This window comes from Ancylobacter oerskovii (genome assembly GCF_018390555.1).
Taxonomy (GTDB): Bacteria; Pseudomonadota; Alphaproteobacteria; order Rhizobiales; family Xanthobacteraceae; genus Ancylobacter; species Ancylobacter oerskovii.
The window spans coordinates 60,664-81,610 of record NZ_JAHBGB010000033.1 but is presented as its reverse complement, the minus strand read 5'-3'; the positions used below and the strand labels follow the sequence as shown (position 1 = coordinate 81,610).

The 20,947-nt window shown below is 69.4% G+C and carries 17 protein-coding genes and 1 tRNA gene; 9 read left to right on the top strand and 9 right to left on the bottom strand.

What is annotated here, in order from left to right:
• Positions 1-91: 91 nt before the first annotated feature.
• The 5 genes from KHC19_RS14945 to glpK all read left to right on the top strand — a co-directional run bounded on the left by KHC19_RS14945 (position 92) and on the right by glpK (position 6,702).
• Positions 92-994, top strand: a complete 903-nt coding sequence (locus KHC19_RS14945; protein WP_213353176.1) for a carbohydrate ABC transporter permease — start codon at positions 92-94, stop codon at positions 992-994.
• 948 nt (positions 995-1,942) lie between these two features.
• The gene (locus tag KHC19_RS14940; RefSeq protein WP_213353175.1) at positions 1,943-2,764 is read left to right on the top strand and encodes a carbohydrate ABC transporter permease; all 822 of its coding nucleotides are present in this window, start codon (positions 1,943-1,945) and stop codon (positions 2,762-2,764) included.
• Between the two features lie 10 nt (positions 2,765-2,774).
• A complete protein-coding gene (locus KHC19_RS14935) occupies positions 2,775-3,080 on the top strand; it encodes a DUF2160 domain-containing protein (protein ID WP_213353174.1) in 306 nt (101 codons plus the stop codon).
• A gap of 60 nt (positions 3,081-3,140) precedes the next feature.
• Positions 3,141-4,895: an ABC transporter substrate-binding protein gene (locus KHC19_RS14930; RefSeq protein WP_213353173.1), complete on the top strand. Its 1,755-nt coding sequence runs from the start codon at positions 3,141-3,143 to the stop codon at positions 4,893-4,895.
• Positions 4,896-5,202: 307 nt separating this feature from the next.
• Positions 5,203-6,702 carry a glycerol kinase GlpK gene (gene glpK, locus KHC19_RS14925; protein ID WP_213353172.1) on the top strand — a complete coding sequence of 500 codons (1,500 nt, stop codon included), beginning with the start codon at positions 5,203-5,205 and terminating at the stop codon, positions 6,700-6,702.
• Between the two features lie 1,129 nt (positions 6,703-7,831).
• Here glpK and KHC19_RS14920 read toward each other — a convergent pair.
• Entirely contained in the window at positions 7,832-8,713 is an 882-nt protein-coding gene (locus KHC19_RS14920; RefSeq protein ID WP_343207731.1) for a methylated-DNA--[protein]-cysteine S-methyltransferase, read from the bottom strand.
• Positions 8,714-8,787: 74 nt separating this feature from the next.
• Positions 8,788-9,318 carry a DUF2244 domain-containing protein gene (locus KHC19_RS14915; RefSeq protein ID WP_213353171.1) on the bottom strand — a complete coding sequence of 177 codons (531 nt, stop codon included), beginning with the start codon at positions 9,316-9,318 and terminating at the stop codon, positions 8,788-8,790.
• Here KHC19_RS14915 and nth point away from each other — a divergent pair.
• Positions 9,317-10,213: an endonuclease III gene (nth, locus tag KHC19_RS14910; RefSeq protein ID WP_246548929.1), complete on the top strand. Its 897-nt coding sequence runs from the start codon at positions 9,317-9,319 to the stop codon at positions 10,211-10,213. The two genes, KHC19_RS14915 and nth, sit on opposite strands and share 2 nt — an antisense overlap.
• On the opposite strand, the gene KHC19_RS14905 is transcribed toward nth, so the two are convergent.
• Positions 10,188-10,859, bottom strand: coding sequence for a sulfate transporter family protein (locus KHC19_RS14905; RefSeq protein ID WP_213353170.1), 672 nt, complete (start codon positions 10,857-10,859; stop codon positions 10,188-10,190). The two genes, nth and KHC19_RS14905, sit on opposite strands and share 26 nt — an antisense overlap.
• Before the next feature lie 250 nt (positions 10,860-11,109).
• Between KHC19_RS14905 and KHC19_RS14900 the strand changes: the two genes are divergently transcribed.
• The gene (locus KHC19_RS14900) at positions 11,110-12,432 is read left to right on the top strand and encodes a flavin monoamine oxidase family protein (RefSeq protein ID WP_213353169.1); all 1,323 of its coding nucleotides are present in this window, start codon (positions 11,110-11,112) and stop codon (positions 12,430-12,432) included.
• 484 nt (positions 12,433-12,916) lie between these two features.
• Here the strand turns inward: KHC19_RS14900 and pheT are convergent, their stop codons facing one another.
• The 5 genes from pheT to KHC19_RS14875 form a co-directional block, all read right to left on the bottom strand.
• Entirely contained in the window at positions 12,917-15,322 is a 2,406-nt protein-coding gene (gene pheT, locus KHC19_RS14895; RefSeq protein WP_213353168.1) for a phenylalanine--tRNA ligase subunit beta, read from the bottom strand.
• Between the two features lie 19 nt (positions 15,323-15,341).
• Positions 15,342-16,442 (bottom strand): phenylalanine--tRNA ligase subunit alpha, encoded by a 1,101-nt coding sequence (gene pheS / locus KHC19_RS14890; protein WP_213353167.1) that lies wholly within the window; start codon positions 16,440-16,442, stop codon positions 15,342-15,344.
• 274 nt (positions 16,443-16,716) lie between these two features.
• Positions 16,717-17,085: a 50S ribosomal protein L20 gene (gene rplT, locus KHC19_RS14885; protein WP_213353166.1), complete on the bottom strand. Its 369-nt coding sequence runs from the start codon at positions 17,083-17,085 to the stop codon at positions 16,717-16,719.
• A gap of 34 nt (positions 17,086-17,119) precedes the next feature.
• Positions 17,120-17,320, bottom strand: a complete 201-nt coding sequence (gene rpmI / locus KHC19_RS14880; RefSeq protein ID WP_213353165.1) for a 50S ribosomal protein L35 — start codon at positions 17,318-17,320, stop codon at positions 17,120-17,122.
• A gap of 286 nt (positions 17,321-17,606) precedes the next feature.
• Entirely contained in the window at positions 17,607-18,443 is an 837-nt protein-coding gene (locus tag KHC19_RS14875; RefSeq protein ID WP_213353164.1) for an SH3 domain-containing protein, read from the bottom strand.
• Between the two features lie 236 nt (positions 18,444-18,679).
• Here KHC19_RS14875 and KHC19_RS14870 point away from each other — a divergent pair, with 236 nt between their 5' ends.
• Positions 18,680-19,486, top strand: coding sequence for an undecaprenyl-diphosphate phosphatase (locus KHC19_RS14870; RefSeq protein ID WP_213353163.1), 807 nt, complete (start codon positions 18,680-18,682; stop codon positions 19,484-19,486).
• Between the two features lie 65 nt (positions 19,487-19,551).
• On the opposite strand, the gene KHC19_RS14865 is transcribed toward KHC19_RS14870, so the two are convergent.
• A complete protein-coding gene (locus KHC19_RS14865; protein WP_213353162.1) occupies positions 19,552-20,574 on the bottom strand; it encodes a complex I NDUFA9 subunit family protein in 1,023 nt (340 codons plus the stop codon).
• Between the two features lie 283 nt (positions 20,575-20,857).
• Between KHC19_RS14865 and KHC19_RS14860 the strand changes: the two genes are divergently transcribed.
• Positions 20,858-20,942, top strand: a tRNA-Leu gene (locus KHC19_RS14860).
• Positions 20,943-20,947 lie beyond the last annotated feature (5 nt).

The following is a 20,947-nucleotide window of genomic DNA, read 5'->3' as shown; positions in this document are numbered from 1 at the left end:
GATCGCCCGTGCTGAACCTCGCCGCCGCCTTCCCCCTCACCCCATCCCTCTCCCCGACGGGGAGAGGGAGTAGCGTCCGGGGACCCTGCTGATGGACAAGCCCGTCAACAACCGCGCCTGGTGGCTGGTCGCCCCGGTCTTCGCCATCGTCGCCTTCTCGGCGATCCTGCCGATCATGACGGTGGTGAACTATTCGGTTCAGGACACCTTCGGCAACAACCAGTTCTTCTGGAACGGCCTCGGCTGGTTCCAGGAACTGCTCGATCCCTCCACCGAGCTCGGCGGCCGCTTCTTCGACGCGCTGTGGCGCAACCTGCTGTTTTCGGCGATCATCCTCGCCATCGAGGTGCCGCTCGGCATCCTCGTCGCGCTGTCCATGCCGCGCGAGGGCTGGCGGGTGGCGGCGACGCTGGTCATCATGGCGCTGCCGCTGCTGATTCCGTGGAACGTGGTCGGCACCATCTGGCAGGTATTCGCCCGCGCCGATATCGGCCTGCTCGGCTATGGGCTGAACGCGCTCGGCATCGACTACAACTACACCGGCGACACGCTGTCGGCGTGGATCACCATCGTGGTGATGGATGTCTGGCACTGGACCAGCCTCGTCGCGCTGCTCTGCTATGCCGGCCTCAAGTCGATCCCCGACGCCTATTACCAGGCGGCGCGCATCGACGGCGCCTCGCGCTGGGCGGTGTTCACCACCATCCAGCTGCCGAAGATGAAGCGGGTGCTGCTGATCGCGGTGCTGCTGCGCTTCATGGACAGCTTCATGATCTACACCGAGCCCTTCGTGCTTACCGGCGGCGGGCCCGGCAACGCCACCACCTTCCTGTCCATCGATCTCGTGAAGCTTGCGCTGGGCCAGTTCGACCTCGGCAAGGCGGCGGCGATGTCGCTGGTCTACAACCTCATCGTGCTTGCGCTGTGCTGGGTTTTCTACACGGTGATGACCCATGCCGGCAGCGAGCGGCCCGACCAGGGGAGCGCGGCATGAACGGGCTTGCGATGCAGCCCCACGCTCCACGCCCGTCATCCCCGGGCTTGACCCGGGGATCCACGCGTCGAGCGCGGTGCTCCTGGAAGACGTGGATAGCCGGGACAAGCTCGGCCATGACGTCGCGGCGGTGTGCAGGTTTCATGTGCCCTACTCCGGCGACGCGCGGTTTGAACAGACGGAGCGCGGCATGAACGGGCTTGCGATGCAGCCCCACGCTCCACGTCCGTCATCCCCGGGCTTGACCCGGGGATCCACGACGTCGAGCGCGGCGCTCCCGGAAGACGGGACTGGCCGGGACAAGCCCGTCCATGACGTCGCGGCGGTGCGCCGGTTTCATGTGCCCCACTCCGGCGACGCGCGGTTTGAACAGACGGAGCGCGGCATGAACGGGCTTGCGATGCAGCCCCACGCTTCACGCCCGTCATCCCCGGGCTCAACCCGGGGATCCACGACATCGAGCGCGGTGCTCCCGGAAGACGTGGATGGCCGGGACAAGCCCGGCCATGACGTCGCGGCGGAGTGCCGGTCTCATGTGCTCCACTCCGGCGACGCGCGGTTTGAACAGACCGAGCGCGGCATGAACGGGCTTGCGATGCTGCCCCATGCTCCACGCCCGTCATCCCCGGGCTTGACCCGGGGATCCACGACGTCGAGCGCGGCGCTCCCGGAAGACGTGGCTGGCCGGGACAGGCCCGGCCATGACGTCGCGGCGGAGTGCCGGTCTCATGTGCTCCACTCCGGCGACGCGCGGTTTGAACAGACGGAGCGCGGCATGAGCGGGCTTGCGATGCTGCCCCACGCTCCACGCCCGTCATCCCCGGGCTTGACCCGGGGATCCACGACGTCGAGCGCGGTGCTCCCGGAAGACGTGGCTGGCCGGGGCAAGCCCGGCCATGGCGTCGCGCGGAGGGGAGAGGTCGAGATGATCATCGGAGGGAATGCGGCATGAGCGCCTCGGCCAGCCACAACACCCGCGGCAGCGTCTTCATCATGGCGCTGTACCTGGTCTTCCTGATCCTGCCGATCTACTGGCTCGTGAACATGAGCCTGAAGACCAATTTCGAGATCAATACCACGGTGTCGCTGTGGCCGCGCGATCTCACCTTCGAGCACTACATAAAGATCTTCACCGATTCGAGCTGGTATTCGGGCTACATCAACTCGCTGACCTATGTGGTGCTGAACACCATCATCTCGATCAGCCTCGCCTTGCCGGCGGCCTATGCCTTCTCGCGCTATTCCTTCGTCGGCGACAAGCACCTGTTCTTCTGGCTGTTGTCGAACCGCATGGCGCCGCCGGCGGTGTTCGCGCTGCCTTTCTTCAATCTCTACTCCGCCATCGGCCTGTTCGACACGCCCTGGGCGGTGGCCTTGGCGCACTGCCTGTTCAACGTGCCGCTGGCGGTGTGGATCCTCGAAGGCTTCATGTCCGGCGTGCCGCGCGAGATCGACGAGACGGCGGCGATCGACGGCTATTCCTTCCCGCGCTTCTTCGTGCGGATCTTCATGCCGCTGATCGCGAGCGGCATCGGCGTCGCCGCGTTCTTCTGCTTCATGTTCTCCTGGGTCGAGCTGCTGCTCGCCCGCACGCTGACCGCCGTCAACGCCAAGCCGATCGCCGTGACCATGACCCGCACCGTGTCGGCGGCCGGCATGGACTGGGGCCTGCTCGCCGCCGCCGGCGTGCTGACCATCATTCCCGGCGCCCTGGTGATCTGGTTCGTGCGCAACTACATCGCCAAGGGCTTCGCCCTCGGGCGGGTGTGAGGAGGGGGAGATGGAGAGTTTCACCACCACCCTTGCCGAGAACACCGCCTGGATGGCGTGGACCTGGCAGACCGGGCTGTTCTTCGCCTGCATCGCCAGCCTGCTGATCGTGTTCACCGTGCTGGCGCTGTGGCGGCCGGAGCGGGCGCGGGTCGGCATCTTGCGCATCCCCACCACGCGGGGCGACCGGCTGTTCATCACGCTGCTCGGCAGCGCCTTCATCAATCTCGCCTGGCTTGGCCTGGTGGGACCCGATCTCGGCTGGGCGCTGGCGCTCTGCCTTGTCTACGCGCTGGCGGTGTTCCGCCTCGTGTGAATTCGCCCGAAGCGGCGGCAGGCCGCGCGGGCTCTGGGAGTGAAACGGGAGGAAAGACCCATGTCGACGTCTAAGAGCCGCACCCGGCTCCTGCTTGCCGCCAGCGCCGTCGCGCTGGTCGCCCTCGCCGCGCCGGTGCGCGCCGACGAGGCAGCCGCCAAGAAGTGGATCGACAGCGAGTTCCAGCCTTCGACCCTGTCGAAGGAGGACCAGCTGAAGGAGATGCAGTGGTTCATCAATGCCGCGAAGCCCTTCGCCGGCATGGAGATCAACGTCGTCTCCGAGACCATCACCACGCATGAATACGAGGCGAAGACCCTCGCCAAGGCGTTCTCGGAAATCACCGGGATCAAGCTCACCCACGACCTCATCCAGGAGGGCGACGTGGTGGAGAAGATCCAGACGCAGATGCAGTCGGGCAAGAACATCTACGACGCGTGGGTGAACGATTCGGACCTGATCGGCACGCATTTCCGCTACAAGCAGGCGGTGCCGCTCACCGACTGGATGGCGGGCGAGGGCAAGGACGTCACCTCGCCGACGCTGGATCTGCCGGATTTCATCGGTACCTCCTTCACCACCGCGCCCGACGGCAAGCTCTACCAGCTGCCGGACCAGCAGTTCGCCAACCTCTACTGGTTCCGCTACGACTGGTTCACCAACCCGGACTACAAGGCCAAGTTCAAGGCCAAGTATGGCTACGAGCTCGGCGTGCCGGTGAACTGGTCCGCCTATGAGGACATCGCCGAGTTCTTCTCCAACGACATCGGCACCGTCGACGGCGTCAAGGTCTATGGCAACATGGACTACGGCAAGAAGGACCCCTCGCTCGGCTGGCGCTTCACCGATGCCTGGCTGTCCATGGCCGGCAATGGCGACCGCGGCCTGCCCAACGGCAAGCCGGTGGACGAATGGGGCATCCGCATGGAGGGCTGCCGCCCGGTCGGCTCGACCGTGGAGCGCGGCGGCGACACCAACGGCCCGGCGGCGGTGTACTCGATCGTCAAGTACATCGAGTGGCTGAAGAAATACACGCCGCCACAGGCGCTCGGCATGACCTTCTCCGAGGCCGGCCCGGTGCCGGCGCAGGGCAACATCGCCCAGCAGATGTTCTGGTACACCGCCTTCACCGCCGACATGGTGAAGCCCGGCCTGCCGGTGATGAACGCCGACGGTACTCCGAAGTGGCGCATGGCGCCCTCGCCGAAGGGCGCCTACTGGAAGGACGGCATGAAGCTCGGCTACCAGGATGTGGGTTCCTGGACGCTGCTCAAGTCCACCCCGGTGGATCGCCGCAAGGCGGCTTGGCTCTACGCCCAGTTCGTCACCTCCAAGACCGTGTCGCTGAAGAAGAGCCATGTCGGCCTCACCTTCATCCGCGAAAGCGACATCTGGGCGCCGTCGATGACCGAGCGGGCCCCCAAGCTCGGCGGCCTCGTCGAGTTCTACCGCTCGCCGGCCCGCGTGCAGTGGTCCCCCACCGGCTCCAACGTGCCGGACTACCCGAAGCTCGCCCAGCTCTGGTGGCAGAACATCGGCGACGCCTCCTCCGGCGCCAAGACGCCGCAGGCGGCGATGGACAGCCTCGCCGAGGCGCAGGAATCGGTGATGGCGCGCCTCGAGAAGTCCGGCGTGCAGGGTGAGTGCGGTCCCAAGCTGAACGAGAAGCACCCGATGGAATACTGGGTGGAGCTCGCCAAGAAGGAAGGCAATCTCGCGCCGCAGCCCAAGCTCGCCAATGAGAAGCCGAAGGGCGAGACCGTCGACTATGACGCGCTGATCAAGAGCTGGCCGGCGACCCCGCCGAAGAAGTAAGGCCGGCCGCGCGTCAGGCCGGATCAACCGGCCGGCGCCAAAGTGGATAGGAACCCCGACACGACCGGGCGGACGCCGTTCTGGCGCCCGCCCGGCTCTCTCGCTCCCGCTCGCCGGAAACCGTCCGCCGCCTTCCCATAGGCGGCATCGGGCCTCCGTGGTGGATGCCGCCGCCGGACCCCTCGCGGCCCGGCCCGCGGCGGGTTAGATCTCGGATCCGACGATCAGGCGCGACGATCAGGCGGCCGGCGGATGATCGGCGAAATGGGCCGGCGACGGCCGGGCGACCTCCCGACGTGGATTGCGCATGACCAGCTATCTTCTCGCCATCGACCAGGGCACCACCTCCTCGCGTGCCATCCTGTTCCGCCCGGACACCTCGATCGCGGCGCAGGCGCAGCAGGAATTCCCGCAGCATTTCCCGTCTTCCGGCTGGGTGGAGCACGAGGCCCAGGACCTGTGGGCGACGACGCTCGCCACCTGCCGGGCGGCCATCGAGCAGGCGGGGGCGAAGACCGCCGCCATCGCCGCCATCGGCATCACCAACCAGCGCGAGACCACGGTGGTGTGGGACCGCAAGACCGGGGCCGCCATCTACCGCGCCATCGTCTGGCAGGACAGGCGCACCGCCGAGCTTTGCGCCCGGCTGAAGGCCGAGGGGCACGAGCCCATGGTCAGCGCCCGCACCGGGCTGATCCTCGATCCCTATTTCTCCGGCACCAAGATCGGCTGGATCCTCGATCATGTGCCGGGCGCCCGGGCGCGTGCCGAGCGGGGCGAGCTTGCCTTCGGCACGGTGGATTCATGGCTGCTCTGGCAGCTGACCGGCGGCGCCGTCCATGCCACCGATGCCACCAACGCCGCGCGCACGCTGCTGTTCAACATCCACAGTGGCGAATGGGACGAGGATCTGCTCGCCCTGCTGCGGGTGCCGCGCTCCATGCTGCCGGAGGTGAAGGATTCCTCCGCCGATTTCGGCACCACCCTGCCGGAGCTGTTCGGCGGGCCGATCCGCATCTGCGGCATCGCCGGCGACCAGCAGGCGGCCACCGTCGGGCAGGCCTGCTTCCAGCCGGGCATGATCAAGTCCACCTACGGCACCGGCTGTTTCGCGCTGCTGAACACCGGCGCCACGGCGGTCACCTCGAAGAACAAGCTGCTGACCACCATCGCCTACCAGCTGGACGGCAAGCGCACCTATGCGCTGGAGGGCTCGATCTTCGTCGCCGGCGCGGCGGTGCAGTGGCTGCGCGACGGGCTCGGCATCATCAAGGCCTCGGCCGAGAGCGAGGCGCTGGCCGAGGCGGCCGATCCCGCCCAGCACGTCTATCTGGTGCCGGCCTTCGTGGGGCTGGGCGCGCCGCACTGGAACCCGGATGTCCGCGGGGCGCTGTTCGGCCTCACCCGGGCGACCTCCCGCGCGGAACTCGCTCTCGCGGCGCTGGAAAGCGTCTGCTACCAGACCGCCGACCTGCTCGACGCCATGCGCGCCGACTGGGCGCAGGCCGGCGGCAACGGCGCCAGGACGGTGCTGCGGGTCGATGGCGGCATGGTCGCCTCGAACTTCGCCATGCAGCGGCTGTCGGACCTCCTGGCGGCGCCGGTCGACCGGCCGGTGGTGCGCGAGACCACGGCGCTGGGCGCGGCCTATCTCGCCGGCCTGCATGCCGGCGTGCTGCCCAAGCCGCAGCGCTTCGCCGACCATTGGCGGCTGGACCGGCGCTTCATGCCCTCGATGGAGCAGGCCCTGCGCGAGACCAAGCTCGCCGGCTGGCGCGACGCGGTGCGGCGGCTGACGATGCCGTAGGGGTAGGGAAGCATTCGCCGAGAGTGGTCGACGCACGCGCGACCGCTTGCCGGCCGAGGATGACGGGTACGAACGCCGAGCGCTCGTTCCCGCCTTCTCCTCTCAGGGAGGGGAGGGCCCGCCAATCCCGTTCATCACGTTCTTTCTATCCCTCTCTCCGTTGGGGAGAGGGGGACCGGCCCACCTCGCATCGAGGTCCCACAAAGGCTGAAGCCTCAGGGCATGGGGAATGTGCCGGCGGACGTGGCCGGCCCGGCTGGAGGAAAACCCATTCGAAAAACCCTCCCGGCCCGGATCGGCGTTCCGACTGCGGGCGTCACGGGTCTGGAGCGCGAGGGTGGTGGACGGCGATTTTCCAACCCAGCGGACATCACGCCAGAACGCGATGCTCCGCGAATGAAACCGGATAGCCCAGCTCCCTCTCTCCCCGTGAGGCTCGATTGGCGCAGTTCTGCACCTCATTTTGTGAGGGGTGGGAGAGAGGCTCTCTGCTCCGCGGCGTTGTCACCCCTCACCGACCCGCCACGCGGGCCACCTCTCTCGGGGAGAGGGAGGGTAAGGAGCCGTTGGGGGTTGCAGCGTTCAGCTTTCGGCCGCGCGCGGCGGGAGATGGTTCTTCTGCCTGTCGGGAGGGGAGTCGAGGGACACGCGGAGTTGCGGCGTTGAGCTTCCGGCGCTGAAACGGCTTGGAGACTCCCTCTCCCCGTCGGGGAGAGGGGTGGGGTGAGGGGTCTGCAGCCGCCCCGCAACCGTGTCACCCCTCACCGACCCGCTACGCCGGCCACCTCTCCCCAATGGGGAGAGGGAGGGTAAGGAGCTGTTGGGGGTGCAGCGTTCAGCTTTCGGCCGCGCGCGGCGGGAGATGGTTCCTCTGCCTGTCGGGAGGGGAACCGAGGGCCGCGCGGCGTTGCCACGTTGAGCTTCTGGCGCTGAAACGGCTTGGAGGCTCCCGCTCCCCGTCGGGGAGAGGGTTGGGGTGAGGGGTCTTTTCCGCCTCCCGATCGCCGCCACCGCCCTGCCGCGTGGGCCACCTCTCCGTCGAAGCCGGATGTTTCCGGCTTCGATCCTGCCATGTCCGAACCCGGCAACAGCCAGGGTCGGGCGGGAGAGGAAAAGGGAGAGCCCCGCCCTACTTGCCGCCGACCTGCCCGGCTTCCCAGCCGAGTATGGCGCGCTTGCGGGTCAGGCCCCAGTGATAGCCGGTGAGGTCGCCGCTTTTGCCGAGCACGCGATGGCAGGGCACCACGAAGGACATCGGGTTCTTGCCCACCGCCGCGCCGATGGCGCGGGCCGCCTTGGGCCGGTCGATATGGCCGGCGATGGCGGAATAGGTGGTGGCGCGGCCCATGGGGATGCGCATCAGCGTCTCCCACACCCGCACCTCGAAATCGGTGCCGATGAACACGATGCGCAGCGGGTCGTCCGGCCGCCAGCAGGTCTGGTCGAAGATGCGCGCCGCATAGGGCGCGGTCGCCAGCGGGTCCTCGACATAGATGGCGTTCGGCCAGCGCCGGCGCATGTCGGCCAGCGCCTCCTCCTCGCCGCCCTCGTCGGCGAAGGCGAGGCCGCACAGGCCGCGCGGCGTCGCCATGGCGAGCGCGCGGCCGAACGGCGAAGGATGGAATCCCCAGCGGATGATCAGCCCGGCGGCGCCGGTCTTCCACTCGCCCGGCGACAGCGATTCATGCACCACGAACAGGTCGTGCAGCCGGCCGGGGCCGGAGAAGCCGAGCTCATAGGCGGCTTCCAGCACATTGTCGGACTGCGACAGCACCTGCCGGGCGGCGTCGAGCGTCACCGCCTGCAGGAACGATTTGGGGCTGAGGCCGCACCAGCGGCGGAACAGGTCGGTGAGGGCGCGCGGCGAGACGCCGGCGGCGCGGGCGATCTCCTCGACCTCGGGCTGGTCGCGGAAGCGGCGGTTCACGAACTCGACGGCGCGTCGGACGGTCTCATAGTCGTTCGCGGCGATTTCGAGCGGACGGGCATTCTCCAGAGTTGGCGCGAGCACGGCGGTGTCCTCCTGTTCTGCCCATTTGGACATGCCGGCGGCGAGAGGGCCACCCGATTTCGACGCGCCGTCCATCAGAGTTCCGACCGCACCACCCCGCGCTTGGCCTGCGCCAGCGCGAGATCCAGACCCTGCGCCAGTTCCTCGCGCTGCTGCGTGTGCAGGAAGCCGCCCACCACCACCGGCGCGCCGCGCGAGGTGAGGCTGAGTCGCTGCAGGCCGTAATCCTCGTGGAACTCCTTGTCGAGCCGCGTCCAGAGCGGGTTCAGCCGCGCCTCGTCGGCGGCGCCGCGCGGGTCGATCTTGCGCACCTCGATCAGGCTCGGCGTCACCGTGATCTCCTCGCGGGCGCGGGCCGAGCGGAAGCTCATGCGGAAGGCGATGTAGAGGACGAGCACGTCGAGGCCGAACACGCCGAAGACTGGCCAGGCGCCCATCAGCAGGAAGGCGGTGCCGCAGACGAGGCTCACCCCGCCGACGATCAGCATCACCATGCGGAAACCCCGCTCGTCGAGCGAGCGGTGCGGCGCGAGGCGGACCCGGTAGAGGGTCGGCTCCTCGCCCGCGACGTCGTGGGCGGCAAAGTCGCTCTTGGCAGGGCTCATGGGGCCGCATTATAGCTCGCAAATGGCCCGCAACGACAAGAAATCCCCGCCCGACACATCCTCGCGCAAACCCACCCCGAAGCCTGCTCCCAAGCGGGCCGCGGCGGCGGCTGAATCCGGCCGTAAGGCCGAACAGGCTGCCGGCAAGAAGGGTGCCCGCGAGGCGGTCCCGGCGGTGCCCGAGGCGGCCCGCCGCCGCCGCGCGGTGGCCAATGCCGCCGCGGCGCTGGCCGGCCGCGACATCGCGCCGTGGACTCCGGCCGAGGTGGCGGAGGCCTTCTCGCGCTTCGAGGCCGCCGATCCCGAGCCGAAGGGCGAGCTGGATTACGTCGATCCCTTCACGCTCCTGGTCGCGGTGGTGCTGTCGGCGCAGGCCACCGATGTCGGCGTGAACAAGGCGACCCGCACCCTGTTCGCCGCCGCGCCCACTCCCGAGGCGATGGTGGCGCTCGGCGAGGAGGGCGTTGCCGGCCATATCCGCACCCTCGGCCTCTATCGCGGCAAGGCGCGGAACGTCGTCGAGCTGTCGCGCCGGCTGGTCGCGGAGTTCGGCGGCGCGGTGCCGGCCGACCGCGCGGTGCTGGAGACCCTGCCCGGCGTCGGCCGCAAGACCGCCAATGTGGTGCTCAACATCGCCTTCGGCCATCCGACCATCGCGGTGGACACGCATCTGTTCCGCGTCGCCAACCGCACCGGATTGTCGGCGGGCAAGACGCCGCTGGAGGTCGAGCTCGGCCTCGAGCGCGTCATCCCCGACCGCTTCAAGCTGCACGCGCATCACTGGCTGATCCTGCACGGGCGCTATGTCTGCAAGGCGCGGGTGCCGGAATGCTGGCGCTGCCTGATCGCCGATCTGTGCCGCTGGCCCGCTAAGACGCCGGCGCCCGCCGGCTGAGCCTTTTGTGCAGCCGCACCATGAAGAGGGTGGCGAAGACCGGCGTGGCGAGGTTGAGGATCGGCACCGACACCATGGCGGCGATGATCAGCCCGGCGAGGAAGATGGACAATCCGTGCCGGCGCCGCATCTCCGCCGCCTCCGCCTCGCCGCGGAAGCGCATGGCGGCGAGCTGGAAATATTCGCGCCCCAGCAGGTAGCCATTGGCGATGTAGAACACCACGAGGTTGACGCCCGGCACCAGCAGCAGCGCCAGCGCGATCAGGTTCACCACCAGCATCACGCCGAAGAATTTCAGCGTCATCGCCAGCGAGCGGGCGAAGGGCAGCGCCCGGCCGGGCGGATCGGCGGGGAAGTCCTCCACCTCCGCCCGTTCGGCCACCTCGTCGAGGAACAGGCCGGCGACCAGCGACGTCACCGGCGGCACCAGGAAGATGGCGCCGATGAGGATGCCGACCGCGGCGAGGATGTCGAGGGTGAGCTCCGCCCAGCCCCATTGCAGCGTCACGAAATAGGTCAGCGCCCAGTGCGCACCGATGCCCAGCGCCGCCAGCAGGCCGAGGGCGATGAGCACCGAGCGGATGAGCACCCGGCGATAGCCGGGGGAGAAGGTGCGCCCGAAGGCGGCGACGGCGTCCTGGAGCATGGCGTCTCGCGCGAAGAGGGTCGCCTCTACCTAATGGCGGCACACGCCGCGTTCAAAGGGGCGATGCGGTTTCCGTGGCGTCGGGGCGATGATTTTCCGCTTGCGGAATCACGTTTCCCGAGTCGGTCCTCGATTCGTTCCCTCGAACAAACCATGATTCCCGTCCGCCGATTCCCGCCCACATGCCGATGCGTTCCGGCGCGCGGCGCCTCGTGCTAGCGTGGCGGGCGATGCCGGAGCCCTTCGTCGCATGATCCGATTCCCCCGCCCCTCGCGCCGCGAAGTCCTTGCCGGCCTGTCCGCGACGGTGCTGGCGGCGCCGGCGCTGGCGCAGAATGCCGGTACCGGCGTCGATGTCGCCATTGTCGGCGCCGGAGCGGCCGGTATCGCCGCGGCCCGCAAGCTCGCCGCTTCCGGGCGCTCCTATGTGCTGCTGGAGGCGGCGTCGCGCGTCGGCGGGCGGGCGCGCAGCGATACCGGGCTCGGCCCGGTGGTGGATCTCGGGGCGGCGACCTTCTCGCGCATGGACGGCACCCTGGCCGATGCCGCCGGCGAGGCGGGGCTGCCGCTGGTCGCGGTGCCGTCGGCCGCGCGCCTGTTCGTCGACGGCCATGAGGTGGCGGAGAGCGGCTATGACGCCTTCGCGCTGGCGCTGGGCCGGACGCGGCGCGACATGCTCGCGGCCGCCGATGCCGGCAAGGACGGGCCGGCCGCGGCGTTTCTCGGCAGTCGCGGGCCCTGGACGGCGACGGTGGAGGCGATGCTCGGCCCGCTCGGTTGCGGGCGGGCCCTCGCGGCGGTGTCGACGCTCGATCTCGCCCGCCGGCAGGCGCCGCCGGACGACGTCACCTGCCCGCTCGGCCTCGGGGTCATGCTGGAGCGGCTGGCCGCCTGGACCAATCTGCGCACCGATGCGGCGGTCACGCAGATCACCAATGCCGGCCGCTTCTACGCGCTGGCGCTGCGCGGCGAGCGCAGCGTGATCCGGGCGCGCACCGTCATCCTCGCGGTGCCGGCGGCGGTGCTGGTTTCCGATGCCATCCGCTTCAATCCGGTGCTGCCGGCCCGCGTCATGCTCGCCCTGCGCGGCTGCCCGTCGGGCGCCATCGAGCAGGTCGCCTTCACGCTGCCGGGCAATCCGCTGCATCTCGCCGATAACGAAACCGTGCTGGCGCGGGCGGGGGAGGGCGCGCCGACGCTGCTGCGCGGCCGCGTCGGCGGCAGCGACGTGCATGTGCTGCGCTTCGGTGCCGCGCCGGCGCAGGCGCTGTCCGGCAAGGGCGAAGCGGCGCGGCAGGCCGCGCGCACGGTCATGCGCGGGGCGTTCGGCCTGGACATGCCGGAGAAGCTGCTGGTGTCGAACTGGGGCGGCGATCCGCTGATCCGTGGCGCCATGGCGGTGGCGAGCCCGGGGCAGGGCGCGCAGCGCGCCCTGTTCGCCTCGCCATTGGGCCGGCTCGTCTTCGCCGGCGAATACACCACGCCTGTCGGCTGGGGGACCCTGACCGGCGCCTGGAATTCCGGCGAGATCGCCGCCGAGCGCGCCATTCGCCTCACCGGCGGGCCCGCCTAGGCCGGACCTGCCGTGAGCCGGTCGCCTTCTCCCGGGCGAAAGCATCCTCGTGTGAGGCACTTTCGACGCCCCGCGGCAGGATCACCCAGACGGAAGAGCGCTTCCACGCTTGGTACGTTCCCGCCGGGACGACAGGAAACAGCCGGGCTGCTCCCTCTCCCCGCGCAGGTCTCGGCTATAGCCGACTTCTGCACCTCATAGAGTCATCACTGGATGCATCCGATGGCGACGCGGAGGGATGGGGTGCGGGACTTGCGACATCCCGCGGCAGGATCACCCAGACCGGCAAGGCGCACCCCGCGCTTGGTTCGTTCCCGCCGGGACGACGGAGAATAGCCGGGCTGCTCCCTCTCCCCGTCGGGGAGAGGGTGGGGTGAGGGGTCTTCTTGGCTTCCCAATGTCGTCCCCCCTCACCGACCCGCTACGCGGGCCACCTCTCCCCAATGGGGAGAGGGAGGAGGCGCGGCGATTGCCGGTGGGAGCATCACCCGCGCAGCGTCGCCCCGGTCTTCTTCGCCACGTCGGCGACGATCTTGCCCGCCACCGCTTCGATCTCGGCGTCGGTGAGCGTCTTCTCGCGCGGCTGCAGGGTGACGGACAGCGCCACCGACTTCTTGTCGGCGTCGATGCCGGGCCCTTCATAGACGTCGAACACGTTCACCGCGACGATCAGCTTGCGGTCGACGCCGGCCACCGCCTTGACGATGTCGCCGGCCGCCACCGAGCGCGCCACCACGAAGGCGAAGTCGCGCTCCACCGGCTGGAAGGGCGAGAGATCCAGCAACGGCTTCACCCGCGTCGCCTTGGCCTTGGGCTCGGGGATCCTGTCGAGCACGATCTCGAAGCCGACCAGCGGCCCCTCGACGTCGAGCGCCTCCAGGAGCGCCGGGTGCAGCTCGCCGAAATGCCCCATCACATTGGCGCCGAGCCGGAAGCTGCCGGAACGGCCGGGATGGAACCAGGACGGCGCATCGGTGGAGATCTGCAGGTTCGCCACCGGCGCGCCGCAGGCGGCGAGCACGGCGAGCGCATCGGCCTTGGCGTCGAAGGCATCGACCGGTGCCGCCTTGGCCGACCAGTGGCGCCCCGTGCCGGCCGGCTTCGCGAAGGCGCGGCGAAGGCCGGTGGCGCAGATGAACTGGTCCTGCGGCCGGTCGCCCTTGAACACCTGCCCGACCTCGAACAGCGCGACGTCGCCAGTGCCGCGGTCCGCATTGGCCTGGGCCGAGCGGATCAGGCCCGGCAGCAGGCTGGGACGCATGTCGGAGAGGTCGGAGGCGATCGGGTTGGCGAGCGCCAGCTCGGGCTGGCCGCCGCCGAACAGTTCGGCCGAGGCCTTCGCCACGAAGGACCAGGTGACCGCCTCGACCATGCCGCGCGTGGCCAGCATACGCTTGGCCTTGCGGGTGCGGATCTGCAGCGTGGTCAGCACCGGCTGGCGGGCGGTCTCGTCGCGCGGGAACGGGGTGGCCGGCACGCGGTCGAGGCCGATGATGCGCACCACTTCCTCGACGAGGTCAGCCTTGCCCTCGATATCGCCGCGCCAGGACGGCGGCACGACCTCGACGGTGCCGCTGCTGCCGGCGACCTTGAAGCCGAGCTTGCCCAGCACCTCGATCTGCTCGGCATCGTCAGCGACGAGGCCGGCGAGCTTCTCGGTCAGCGACAGCGGGAAGGGAATCGTGCGGGTGGTGTCGGGGATCGCCCCGGCCAGCACCACCTCGGAGGGCTCGCCGCCGCAGAGGTCGAGGATGAGCTTCGTTGCCAGCTCCAGCCCTGGCAGGGTGAAGGCCGGGTCGATGCCGCGCTCGAAGCGGAAGCGGGCGTCGGAGTTCAGCCCCAGCTTGCGGCCGGTCTGGGCGATGTTGATCGGCTCCCACAGCGCCGATTCCACCAGCACGTCGGTGGTCGCCTCGTCGCAGCCGCTCTCCTCGCCGCCCATCACGCCGGCGAGCGATTCCACCGCCTTGTCGTCGGCGATCACGCACATGGAGGCGTCGAGCGTGTAGCTCTTGCCGTCGAGCGCCAGCAGCGTCTCGCCGTCGCGGGCGCGGCGCACCACCAGGTCGCCATGCACCTTGCTGGCGTCGAAGACGTGCAGCGGCCGGTTCTGGTCAAAGGTGAGGAGGTTGGTGACGTCGACCAGCGCGTTGATCGGGCGCAGGCCGATGGCGCGCAGCTTGGCCTGCAGCCAGTCCGGCGAGGGGCCGTTCTTCACCCCGCGAATGAGGCGCAGCGCGAAGGCGGGGCAGGGCGCATCGTCGGCGATCGTCACCTTCACCGGGCAGGGGAAGGCGCCGGCCACCGGCAGGATCGCCTTGTCGATCAGCGTGCCCACCCCGGCGGCGGCGAGGTCGCGGGCGAGGCCGTGAATGCCGAGCCCGTCGGCACGGTTCGGCGTCACCGCGATCTCGACCACCGGGTCGTCGAGGCCGATCCAGTCGACGTAAGTGGCGCCCACGGGAGCGTCCGCCGGCAGGTCGATGATGCCGTCATGGTCCTCGGAGAGCTGCAATTCGGCGGCCGAGCACAGCATGCCCCGGCTCTCCACCCCGCGGATCGAGCCGATGCCGAGCGTGATGTCCTTGCCGGGGATGTAGGTGCCGGGCGGCGAGAACACGCTCTTCATGCCGGTGCGGGCGTTGGGCGCGCCGCACACCACCTGCACCGGCTCGCCGGCGCCGGTATCGACCATGCAGACCCGCAGCTTGTCGGCATTGGGGTGCTTCTCGGCGGAGACCACATAGGCGATGGTGAAGCCCTTGAGCTTGCCCGCCTTGTCCTCGACGCCCTCGACCTCGAAGCCGATGCGGTTGAGGGCGCCGGTGACGTCGTCCAGCGTGTAGTCGCCGGCCAGATGCTCGCGCAGCCAGGAGAGGGTGAATTTCATCGTCTTTTCTCCTTGGCGCTCAGTTCGACAGGCCGCCGGCCAGCGTCGGGAAGTCGAGCGGGCGGAAGCCGTAATGCTGCAGCCAGCGCACATCGGCCTCGAAGAAGGCGCGCAGGTCCGGCATGCCGTATTTCAGCATGGCGATGCGGTCGATCCCCATGCCCCAGGCGAAGCCCTGGTACTCGTCCGGGTCGAGGCCGCAATTGCGGATGACGTTCGGGTGCACCATGCCGCAGCCGAGGATCTCCAGCCAGTCATTGCCCTCGCCGAAGCGGATCTCGCCCGGGCGCGAGCGGTCGCACTGGATGTCCACTTCCATGGACGGCTCGGTGAAGGGGAAGAAGGACGGGCGGAACCGCATCGTCACGTTCTCCACCTCGAAGAACGCCTTGCAGAACTCCTGCAGGATCCATTTCAGGTGGCCGAGATGCGAGCCCTTGTCGATGACGAGGCCTTCCACCTGGTGGAACATCGGCGTGTGGGTCTGGTCGCTGTCCGAGCGATAGGTGCGGCCGGGGCAGATGACGCGGATCGGCGGCTTGTTCGCCAGCATGGTGCGCACCTGCACCGGCGAGGTGTGGGTGCGCAGCACGAGGCGCGAGCCGTCTTCCCGGGTCGGCAGGTAGAAGGTGTCGTGCATCTCGCGCGCCGGATGCCCCTCGGGGAAGTTCAGCGCGGTGAAGTTGTGGAAGTCGTCCTCGATGTCCGGCCCCTCGGCCACCGCGAAGCCCATATCGGCGAAGATGGCGGTAAGCTCGTCGATCACCTGGCTGATCGGGTGCACGCGCCCGGTCTCGGCCGGCGCCTCGCGCACGGGCAGGGTGACGTCGACCCGTTCGGTCTCCAGGCGCCTCGCAAGCGCCGCGGCCTTCAGCGCGGTGCGGCGCTCGGCGAGCGCCGCGTTGAGGCGGTCGCGCAGGCCGTTGATGGCCGGGCCGGCGGTCTTGCGCTCCTCCGGGCTCATGCCGCCGAGGCTCTTGAGCAGCTCGGAGACCGAGCCCTTCTTGCCCAGCGCCGCGACGCGCAGGGCTTCGAGGGCGGCCTCGTCGCCGGCGGCGGCGATGTCGGCGGTCAGCGCGGCTTCCAGCGCGGCGAGATCGGGAAGGGCGGCGACGGACATGATCGGACTTCTCGACTAGAGGCTTCGGGCGGGTTCAGGCCTGTCCGTCATCCCCGGGCCTGTCCCGGGGATCCACGTCGTCGTCACCGGGCGGCGCAAGACGTGGATGGCCGGGTCAAGCCCGGCCATGACGTTGTTCGGCGGGCAGCTTTCGGCGGCTTATAGCGGGCCGGACGGGGCGCGCAAAGCCGTGAACGCAAAAAGCCCCGGCGCTTGCGCGCGGGGCTTCTGGCATTTTCGGTCCCGGCGGATGCGGGCAGGTCGGACGGCCGGATCAGGCCGCCTTGGGCTCCAGAGCGGCCTTGGCCTGCTCCACCAGCGCCTTGAACGCCTCGGGCTCATGGATGGCGATATCCGAGAGCACCTTGCGGTCGACCTCGATCCCGGCCTTGCCGAGACCGTCGATAAATCGGCCATAGGTGAAGCCGAGCTCGCGGGTCGCCGCGTTGATGCGCTGGATCCACAGGGCGCGGAAATTGCGCTTCTTCGCCTTGCGGTCGCGATAGGCGTATTGCTGCGCCTTCTCGACGGCCTGCTTGGCAACGCGGATGGTATTCTTGCGGCGGCCGAAATAACCCTTCGCCGCCTTCAGCACCTTCTTGTGCTTGGCGTGGGAGGTTACGCCGCGCTTGACACGGGCCATGGGAAATTCTCCTGGTACGGGCTAAGGGCTGGCGTCAGCCGTTGGGCAGAAAATACTTGCGGACGACCACCGCATCCGGCTCCGCCATGACGGAGGTGCCGCGCTGGTTCCGAATCTGCTTGTTGGTGCGCTTGATCATGCCATGGCGCTTGTTTGCCTGGGCCATGATCACCTTGCCGGTGCCGGAGAGCTTGAAGCGCTTCTTCGCTCCGGACTTGGTCTTCATCTTGGGCATTTGGCTCGGTCTCCGCGGCCGGATGCGCGCCTTGCGGCACGCGCGGCCATTTTGTTGATGGTTGAGCATCCGAACCGCCACGGCAGCCCTGATTGGCCGGGCGGTTCAACAAGGCCGCACCCCATACAGGAGTGGCCCGGTCATTGCAAGGCCCGCGCCGCTCGCCGTCGTGCCGTTCGCCCGGGCGTGTCCGCCGCCACGGCAGGAGCGGCATGCCCGGATCCGCGTCGCCGGGCCGGCCGGCGACGCAGGCGGGGGAAGCGGATGGGCGCCGCCCGGCCGGGCGTCAGCACTGCCCCTTGCGCATCGCCACATCCGGGCAGCCGTCATTCTGCCGCTGCGGGCCGGGGCGCTGCCCCATCTGCGGCGGCGGTCCGGGAGGCAAGGCCTGCTGCGGCGGGCGTTCCTGCTGCGGCGGGCGCCCCTGCTGCGGGGGAGGGCCGCCATTGCCGCGCGGGGGCGGGCCGCCGCCACCGCCGTTCCAGCCGCCGCCACCACCGTTCCAGCCGCCATTGCCGCCCCCGCGCGGCGGGGCGTCGTTCCATCCCCCGCGGGGAGGCGGGCCGTCGTTCCACCCCCCGCGAGGCGGCGGGGCGTCGTTCCACCCGCCACGGGGCGGCGGTCCACCATTCCAGCCGCCACGCGGCGGGCCGTTGTTCCAGCCACCCCCCGGAGGCGGGCCGCCATACCAGCCTCCGCCCGGGGGCGGGGGCGGGGGCGGCCGGCGGCCGGGAGGCGCTCCCCAGCGATAGCGGTCGCCGTACCAGGGTCGGTCGCGATAATAGCGGCCCCAGTAATTGTCGATGCTGAAGCCGATGATCGGCACGCCGATCATCGGGGCGTAGTCGGGCAGCTCCACGCGCCGGCCGCGATAATCATATTCGAGGTAGCGCGCGGAGACCCAGCCGCGATAGCCGCGCCAGTCGACGTCGCACCAGCTGTAGCTTTCCAGGCAGCCGAAGATGGCGAGCGGCGTCCCGGCGCCCAGCACCGCCACCGCCGGATAGTCGGTGCCCGGCCCGGCACGCAGGTTCACATCGGTGGTGACGAAGCCGTCCGTCTGCGCGGACGCCACGCCGGTGAGGGCGACGAGGCCCGCCGCCGCGGCCAAAAGACGTTTCATGCGTGTTCTCCAGAACGTTGCATCGCCTTTGCAACGCCGACCCGGCGACAGTGGATTACCTTCGTGAGGCGGAATCGTGATGGCATGGTGTCGGCGTGGCGTCGAGGGCCGCTTTCCCACCGCTACGTCACGTTGATCCCCGGCCGCGAAGCAGACAGGATGGGCGCCATGCATCCTTCGCCCGCCCCCGGCGGTCGCGGGGCGTTTCGCCCGCCGTCATTCACCGGATCGCCTTCATGTCATTCGGCACCCTGCTCGAAGCCCTGCTGCTCGGCCTTCTCGAAGGCTTCACCGAGTTCCTGCCCGTCTCCTCCACCGGCCATATCCTGCTCGCCGGCCATTTCCTCGGCTTCGAAAGCCAGGGCAAGGTCTTCGAGGTGCTGATCCAGCTGGGCGCCATCCTCGCCATCGTCACCGTCTATTTCGGGCGCTTCTGGCAGGTGCTGGTGACGCTGCCTTCCAGTCCGCGCTCGCGCAACTTCGTCATCGGCATCCTCGTCGCCTTCCTGCCGGCGGCGGTGATCGGCGCCTTCGCGCACGGCTTCATCAAGCAGGTGCTGTTCGAATCGCCGGCGCTCATCTGCGTAACGCTGATTCTCGGCGGCATCGTGCTGCTCTGGGTCGATACGCTGAAGATCCGCCCGCGCCACACCGATCCCATGGCGCTGCCGCCGCTTCTCACGCTGAAGATCGGCTTCATCCAGTGCCTGGCCATGATCCCCGGTGTGTCGCGCTCCGGCTCCACCATCGTCGGTGGGCTGCTATTGGGGGTGAGCAAGCCGGCGGCGGCGGAATTCTCCTTCTTCCTCGCCCTGCCGACCATGGCCGGGGCCTTCGCCTACGACCTCTACAAGAACCGCGACGCCCTCTCCATGGATGACGGCATCCTCATCCTCGTCGGCTTCGTGGCCGCCTTCGTCGCGGCGCTGGCGGTGGTGCGCACGCTGATCGCCTTCGTCTCCCGGCACGGCTTCACGCCGTTCGGCTGGTGGCGCATCGCCGTCGGCGGCATCGGGCTGATCGCCCTGGCGCTGGTGGGCTGAGGACCGCATGAAAAAAGCCGCCGGGGAGCGATCCCCGGCGGCTTTTTTGCGTCAGGCGGCGAAGCTCAGGCGGCGATGCGGGTGAACTGGCCGGCCTTGCGGTAGCGCCAGAGATAGCCCGGCAGCACCGCGCCGAGGGCGGTCGGCCGGATGCCGAGGCCCTCGAGCGTGCGTCCCTCGGCGATCGCCTGGGCGGAGACGACATTGTCATGGCGGAGCAGCTTCACCTGGTCGCGGGTGAGCAGCGGCTTGGGCAGCAGCTCCAGCAGCGCCGCCTGCAGCGAGGCGACGCCGAACGGCATCGGCACCAGCAGGCGCTTGCGGTCGATCTCCTTCAGCATGATCTCCATCAGCTGCTTGAAGGTGAGGATCTCGGGGCCGCCGAGCTCATAGACCGTGCCGGGACGGGCGAGCTCGTCCACCGCCTTGGCGACCGCCGCCGCCACGTCGCCGACGAAGACCGGCTGGAAGCGGGTGGTGCCGCCGCCGATCAGCGGCAGCGCCGGCGCGAGGCGCGACATCGCGGCGAAGCGGTTGAAGAAGTCGTCTTCCGGCCCGAACACGATGGAGGGGCGGAACACCACCGCCTCCGGCACCGCCTCGCGGGCCGCGGTCTCGCCGGCGGCCTTGGTGCGGGCATAGGAAGATTCGGATTGCGGGTCGGCGCCGATGGCCGAGACATGGATCAGCCGCGCCCCCACCTCGCGGGCGGCCAGCGCCACCTGCTTGGCGCCGAAGCCGTGCACCGCCTCGAAGCTCTGGCGGCCGCCCTCGTGCAGCACGCCGACGAGGTTGATCACCGCCTCCGCGCCCTCGGCGGCACGCAGCACCGAGGCCGGGTAGCGCAGATTGGCCTGCACCGGGTTGATCTGGCCGACCGCGCCCAGCGGCTGGAGATGGCCGGCGAGGTCCGGCCGGCGCACCGCGACGCGCACCCGCCAGCCCATGCGGGCGAGCGAGCGCACCACATGGCGGCCGACGAAGCCCGAGCCGCCATACACGGTGACGAGGCGTTCCATCGGGGCGGAACGCGCCTCGAGCTCCGCCTCGTCGGGGAGCGGCATCTCGTCGGAGGTGGCGTCGACCATCATTTTCTCCCGGCCCGGATAATCCTGTATGCCAGACGATTAGCGCGCCGCCGCGCCAGCGTCCAGCGCCGAGCGGCGGGGAACGGGGCGTCCGGTGGCCGGACCGGACGGTTCGGCCGCATCGTACGCCGCACCGGCCTGGGCCCGCCCGCCGCGCGAAGAACCGCGACGGGGGAGGGCGGGTGAAAAAATTCCCCACAGGAGAAGCGCTTTTGATGCGATTGCCTCGTTGACAAGCGGGAGGTCGCCCGACTATGTGTCGCCGCCGTGCCGCAAGGCATGTGCCCAGGTGGCGGAATTGGTAGACGCGCTGGTTTCAGGTACCAGTGGGTAACACCGTGGAGGTTCGAGTCCTCTCCTGGGCACCAACTCG